The organism is Streptomyces sp. UNOB3_S3 (genome assembly GCF_020740895.1).
Taxonomy (GTDB): Bacteria; Actinomycetota; Actinomycetes; order Streptomycetales; family Streptomycetaceae; genus Streptomyces.
The window spans coordinates 1-6849 of sequence record NZ_JAILXP010000375.1 but is presented as its reverse complement, the minus strand read 5'-3'; the positions used below and the strand labels follow the sequence as shown (position 1 = coordinate 6849).

The 6849-nt window shown below is 74.3% G+C and carries 4 protein-coding genes; 3 read left to right on the top strand and 1 reads right to left on the bottom strand.

Annotation, left to right across the window (positions count from 1 at the left end; translation table 11 throughout):
• Positions 1-2723: amino acid adenylation domain-containing protein (locus K6I33_RS29230; protein ID WP_229357548.1), on the bottom strand; the 2723-nt coding region annotated here is incomplete at its 3' end.
• A gap of 458 nt (positions 2724-3181) precedes the next feature.
• On the opposite strand from K6I33_RS29230, the gene K6I33_RS29225 reads away from it, so the two are divergent.
• The 3 genes from K6I33_RS29225 to K6I33_RS29215 form a co-directional block, all read left to right on the top strand.
• Positions 3182-4351, top strand: a complete 1170-nt coding sequence (locus tag K6I33_RS29225) for a tryptophan dimethylallyltransferase family protein (protein ID WP_229357547.1) — start codon at positions 3182-3184, stop codon at positions 4349-4351.
• 76 nt (positions 4352-4427) lie between these two features.
• Entirely contained in the window at positions 4428-5615 is a 1188-nt protein-coding gene (locus K6I33_RS29220; RefSeq protein WP_229357546.1) for an acyl-CoA dehydrogenase family protein, read from the top strand.
• 135 nt (positions 5616-5750) lie between these two features.
• A partial coding sequence (locus K6I33_RS29215; protein WP_229357545.1) for a serine/threonine-protein kinase occupies positions 5751-6849 on the top strand: 1099 nt, incomplete at its 3' end.

Here is a 6849-nt window from a genome sequence, read left to right as displayed (position 1 = left end):
GTGCCGGTGGGCCCGGCACCGCCCGGGGCGCCGGGGGCGCGGCCGGTGAGCTCGATGTCGAGGGCGTCGTCGGCGGTTGTGGAGGCGGTCGTGGACGCGGTGGCCACCACCCGGAGGCCGAACCGTTCCGCCAGGTCGTGGAAGTCCTCCAGCAGTTCACCGCCCGTCTCGTCGCGGCCGGTGCCGAGGGCGGTGACCTCGCCGCGCTCCTCCAGCGCCCGGGCCGCCGCGGTGACGGGCGCGAGCCGCCCGTCGGGGACGCCCTCGACCCGCAGCCCGCCGGGGTGGGTGCTGCCCAGCAGGGGGGCCAGCGCGGCCGTGGAGGTCACGTCCCGGCCCCACCGGAGCGCCGTGGCGGGGCGCGACCGGGGCGCCGTGGGGTGCTCGGTCCTGGCCTCGGTCCCGGTCTCGGTTCCGGTCTCGGTTCCGGCCTTGCGCAGGACGGCGTCGTAGCGGTAGCGGGTGAGCTCGTTGGCGTACCGGCCACGTTTGACGCGCACCTCGGCGCCGGCGGTGCCGGGGACGGCGGCCGCGAGCTCGGTGAAGTAGGCGGGGTCGACCAGGAGTTCCTTCTCGCGCACCACGCTGTGCTCGACGGCGGCGCGGAGCGCGGCGGCGTCCGCGGGCGGTTCCGGGCGGCGCAGCTGGACGTCGGTGTGGAAGCGGCGCAGCCGCCGCAGGTCGCGGATGTCGCCGGCGAAGACCGCGCCGCCGGGCGTGAGCAGGCCGAGGGCCTTGGTGAGGACGTCCGTCAGATAGCGGCCGTCGGGGAAGTACTGGGTGACGGAGTTGACGACGACGGTGTCGAAGAAGCCTGCGGGCAGCTCGTCGATCCGGTCGGCGGGCAGGGCGCGCAGCTCCACGCGGGAGGCGAGGGCGGGGTCCCGTCCCACGAGCGTGCGCAGGCCCTCGATGACCCGGCCGGAGAAGTCCGTTCCCCAGTAGGACGCGCAGTCGGGGGCCAGCCGGGACATCAGCAGGCCGGTGCCGACGCCGATCTCCAGCACCCTGCGGGGGCGCAGTTCGCGGATCCGCTCGACGGTGGCGTCGCGCCAGTGGCGCATCTGGTCCAGGGGGAGGGGCAGCCCGTCGTAGCTGCTGTTCCAGCCGGAGAAGTCCTCGCCGAAGCGGGCGTGGGCGACGTCGCTGTAGAGGGCGTCGTAGATCTCCTGCCATTCGCCGATCTGCTCACCGGTCTGCCGGCCGGTCCGCCCGCCGGTCCGTTCCGGTGCCTCGTCCCCGGCGCCGTCGGCCGGGGTGCCGGCCGGGGTGTCGGCGGGGACGACGTAGCCGACGAGCCGTTTGTCGCCGGGCCGGTCCTCGCGGACCACGACGGCCGCCTGGGCGACGCCCGGGTGTCCGGCGAGGACGGCCTCGGTCTCGCCGGGCTCGACGCGGAAGCCGCGGATCTTCACCTGGTCGTCGCCGCGGCCGACGAACTCCAGCAGCCCGTCCGGGCCGCGGCGTACGAGGTCGCCGGTGCGGAACAGCCGCTCGCCGGGCCCGCCGAGGGGGTCGGCGACGAACCGTTCGGCCGTCAGGCCCGGGCGCATCCAGTAGCCCCGGGCCAGGCCCGTGCCGCCGAGGTAGAGCTCCCCGACCTCGCCCGGCGGCACGGGCCGTAAGGAGTCGTCGAGGACCTCGGCGCGCATGCCGTCCATGGCGGAGCCGATGGGCACGACCGTCTCCAGGCCGCCCGGTTCGGTCATGCGGTGACAGGTGGCGAACGTGGTGGTCTCGGTGGGCCCGTAGCCGTTGACGACGGCCGTGCCGGGGCAGGCCGTCAGCACCCGGCGGACAGCGGCGGGGGAGACGGCGTCGCCGCCGGTCCACACCTCGCGCACGCCCCGGAAGCACGCCGGGTCCTCCTCGGCCAGCACCGCGAAGAGCCCGGCGGTCACCCACAGCCCGGTCGTCCCGGTGGCGGCCACGACGGCGGCGATGCCGCGCGCGTCCAGCTCGCCCGGGGGCGCCACGACGACGGTGCCGCCGGTGAGCAGGGGCACCCACAGCTCGTAGGTGGAGGCGTCGAAGGCGTGCGGGGAGTGCAGCAGGACGCGCTCGTGGGCGCCGCCGTGCCACGCCGGGTCGCGAACGAGGCCGGTGATGTTCCCGTGGGTGACGGCGACGCCCTTGGGGGTGCCGGTGGAGCCGGAGGTGAACATCACGTACGCGAGCCGGCCGGGATCGGCGACGGCTTCGGGGGCGGCTTCGGCGACGGCTTCGGGGGTGGCGTGATCGGCCGTCGGCTCCTCGGCGCCGTCGGCCCGCAGGACGAGCACGTCGTCGCCGAGCCCGGCGGGCGGGGTCGTCCCGGCGTCGGTGAGCAGGGCGCGGGCGCCGGTGCGGGAGAGGATCCACTCCAGCCGGGAGGCCGGGTGCCGGGGGTCCAGCGGGACGTAGCAGCCCCCGGCCTTCACGATCGCGAGGAGGGCGACGACCAGGTGGGCGGAGCGGTCCATCAGGACGGCGACGGTGTCGTGCGGCGTCACGCCCCGCCCGGCCAGCCGTCCGGCCAGCCGGTCCGCCCGCGCGTCCAGCTCCCGGTAGGTCAGGGACGTCTCCCCGGACACCACCGCCGTCGCGTCGGGCGTCCGGCGGGCCTGCCGGGCGAACGCGCCGGTGAGGGAGGCGAGTTCGTCGAGCTCATCGGGTATGGGGGAGGCGGGACGCCGGCCGGCGGTGAGGGGCCGGAGTGCTGCGGAGCGGTGCTGTGCGGACACGCGTCAACATCTCCTCTGCGCGGACGTCACCGGACCGGCGGCGGTCCGCCGGCGGTCCGTCCGTCCGCGGTTGGGCAGGCACATGTGCGTGCCGGGAGGGCCGTGGCGGCTCCGGGCGACGCCTAGCGATCATGTCTCGGTCTGTCGGATCGCAAACCCCCGGGGTGAACCCTTCCGGCCTTTCTCGCGGACCGTTCCCCGGGAGCCGGGGCGACCCCGGGTAAGGCGCAGGTGCGCCCTGCTGATCAGCGGTGACACCGGGCCCGGGAGCCGGTGGGCGGCACCTCCCACGACGCCCCGGCCAGGTGTGCGACGCCACCGGGAAAGCAGCGAATTGGCGTGAACATGCGCCCTGAGATGAACACTTGGGTGCGTTGTCGAGCGAATGGCGGACACAACCTCTGACCTGGTGAGACGATCCCGATCGTTTTTGCTCGCGATCTGTTCAGGGAGTGACGATGGAAGCCGCCAGCCCCGTGACCGGCCGTCCGGATCCCGCCTTCGCGGACCCAGGAACCGGGGTCGTGGCCGAGATGGTCGGGCGCACCGTGCGATTCGACTCACGGCGCTACGCCCCCACCGACAGCTACGCGGAGATCGCCTGCGACAAGGTGGACCGGGCCGCCGCGAGTCTCGGCATGGGGGGCCGGGACCGCGAGCCGATGCTCTCCCTCGTCCGGGAGCTGTGCGGCGCCTGGGGCGAACTCCCCGCCGGCAGCCCGCCGGAGCGGGCCTGCTGGGTGTCCATCGACGGGATGCCCTTCGAGATCTCGTTCGCCTGGGCGGAGGGCGGCGCCGAGCTGCGGCTGTCGCTGGAGTCCCCGAGCCACCCCGGCACGCCGCGCGGCCGGATGGCGGACGGCAGGGCGTTCACCCGCCGGCTGGCCCGGCGGCCGGGCGTCTCCCTCGACCGCTATCTGCTGATCGAGGACCTCTTCACGAACGAGAACCCCCAGGGCTTCTTCGCCCTCTCCCACGGCGTCGCCTGGCGCCCGGGCGGCCACCCGCTGTACAAGGTCTACCTCAACCCCGCGGTGGCGGGCCGCGACCGGTCGTTCGCCCGCACCGAGGAGGCCCTGGTCCGCCTGGGTCTGGAGCGCCCCTGGCGGGCCCTGGTGGAGCACCTGGGCACGGGCGCCGACGTGGCCCACGAGCCGGCCGCCCTGGCCCTGGACCTCTCCGACGGCGACGAGGCCCGCGTCAAGCTGTACATGGCGCACTCGGGCGTCTCCGCCGAGGACATCGACGCCAAGTCGGCCGTCGCGTACGACCACGTGCCCGGTTCCTTCGCCCGCGCCCTGGAGCGCGTCACCGGCCACCGCGACGCGTCCGGCTGGCAGAAGCCCCCGGTGACCTGCTTCTCCTTCAGCAGCGGAAAGGACCTGCCGGGCGCGACGCTCTACGTCCCCATGGTCCCCGGCCATCCCGACGACGCGACGGCCCGCGACCGCGCGGCGGCCTTCATGCGCGAGGAGGGCGTGGACCCGGCCCCCTACATCGCGGCCCTCGACGCCCTCGCCGACCGCCCGCTGACCGAGTCGGCGACCCAGAACTTCCTCTCCTACCGGGGCGGAAGCACCCCGAGGTTCGCCGCGTACGTCGCCCCGGGCACGTACCGCCCCGTGTGACTTCCCTCTTGCTGTAACGCGTTCTACCGTGTGCGCCGGCATCCGCAGGGGCTGCCGGCGCACACCGGGAGGGGCCGTGGATCTCCAGTACACCCCGCAGCAGCGGCGGTTGCGGGCCGAACTGCGCGAGTACTTCGCCGACGTGGTGCCCGACGGCTCCCACGCGCGCCACGCCGACCCCGCCGAACGCAAGAGGTTCTACCGGCGGACCATCCGCCGCCTCGGCGCCGACGGCCGGCTCGGGGTGGGCTGGCCGAAGGAGTACGGGGGCGGCGGGATGACGCCCATGGAACAGTTCATCTTCTTCGACGAGGCCGCCCAGGCGGGCGTACCGCTCCCGCTCATGGCCCTCAACACCGTGGGCCCCACACTCATGCGCTACGGGACCGAGGAGCAGAAGGCGACCTTCCTGCCCGGCATCCTCGCGGGCGAACTGGACTTCGCCATCGGCTACAGCGAGCCCGGCGCCGGCACCGACCTCGCCTCCCTGACCACCCGGGCCGTGCGCGACGGCGACGGCTACGTCGTCAACGGGCAGAAGATCTGGACCACCAACGGCGACACCGCCGACTGGGTCTGGCTCGCCGTCCGCACCGCCCCCGTCGAGAAGGGCGTCCCACCCCACAAGGGCATCAGCATCCTCCTGGTCCCCACCAGCGACCCCGGCTACGACTCCACCCTGATCAACACCCTCGCCTCCCACGACACCACCGCCAGCTACTACGAGAACATCCGTGTCCCCTTCACCCGCAGGGTGGGCGCGGAGAACGACGGCTGGCGGCTGATCACCAACCAGCTCAACCACGAGCGCGTCACCCTCGCCGCCCACGGCTCCGCCGCGATCCGCGCCCTGCGCGACGTCCGCGACTGGGCCGCCGCCACCAAGCTCGCCGACGGCCGCCGGGTGATCGACCTCGGCTGGGTACGCGGCCTCCTCGCCCGCACCCACATCCGGCTCGACGCCATGAAACTCCTCAACTGGCGCATGGTGGACGCCCTCCAGCGCACCGCCCTCACCCCCCAGGACGCCTCGGCCGTCAAGGTCTACGGCTCCGAGGCCCGCCGCGACGCCTACGCCTGGCTGATGCAGATCCTCGCCGCGGCAGGCCCCCTCAAGGAGGGCTCCGCCGGCACCGCCCTCCACGGAGAGCTGGAACGCGGCTACCGCAGCGCGGTGATCTTCACCTTCGGCGGGGGCAACAACGAGATCCAGCGCGAGATCATCTCCTGGATCGGGCTGGGGATGCCGAGGGTGCGGCGCTGAGCCGGCCGCGACGGAGGCCGGCCGGGCCCGGAACCGGCGTCGCGGCCGTCGTCGTCGGCCTACAAGCCGCCTGGCCCGGCCGCCATACTTGAGGGGCCGGGGGAGGCACAGCGAATCGACGGGGGCGGCGGCAGCATGGCGGACACCAGGCTGATCCAGGGCCGGTACCAGCTGCTCGACCTGATCGGGCGGGGCGGCATGGGCGAGGTCTGGCGTGCCCGCGACGAGTCCCTCGGCCGGCAGGTGGCCGTCAAGTGCCTCAAGCCCATGGGGCGTCAGCACGAGCCGTCCTACCTCCGGGTGCTCCGCGAGCGGTTCCGCAGGGAGGCGCGCGTGGCCGCCTCCCTCCAGCACCGGGGGATCACCGTCGTCCACGACTTCGGCGAGTCGGAGGGCGTCCTCTATCTGGTGATGGAGCTCCTCGACGGCCGCAACCTCAGCCAGCTCCTGGAGGACAACAGGCAGCACCCGCTGCCCGTGCCCGAGGTCATCGAGATCGCCGCCCAGGTGGGCGCCGCCCTCGACTACACCCACCGGCAGGGCATCGTCCACCGCGACCTCAAGCCCGCCAACATCGTCCGCCTCGCCGACGGCACGGTGAAGATATGCGACTTCGGCATCGCGCGCCTCGCCCACGACATCGGCTTCTCCACCCGGCTCACCGGCACCGGCATCGCCATGGGCACGCCGCACTACATGTCGCCCGAGCAGATCGGCTCCGGCAACGTCGACCACCGCAGCGACCTGTACTCGCTGGGCTGCGTGCTCTACGAGATCGCCACCGGCGCCCCGCCCTTCGACATGGACGACGCCTGGGCCGTGCTCGTCGGCCACCGCGACACCCCGCCCCGGCCGCCGCGCGAGATCCGGCCCGAACTGCCCTGCCCCTTCGAGACGGTCGTCCTCGACCTGCTCGCCAAGGACCCCGGCGACCGGCCGGAGGACGCCGCCGCCTTCGTCCAGCGCCTCGCCGAGCTCACCCCGTACCGGATGGCCACGCCCCCGGGCGGCACCCTGCCCGAAGGGCGCCCCTGGCCCGCACGGGCCTCCGCACGCCTCCCGGAGCCGCCCCGGCTGCCCGGCTGGGCACGCAACATGACCACCGGCTCCAAGGCCGCCGGAACCGGGCCCCTCCAGACGCCGCCCGACCCCTCCGCCGCCCTCACCGGCGCGTGGACCGGCCGCCGCGAGGACGGCCCCACCGGCACCGGCATCCGCCGGATCCCCCCGCAGC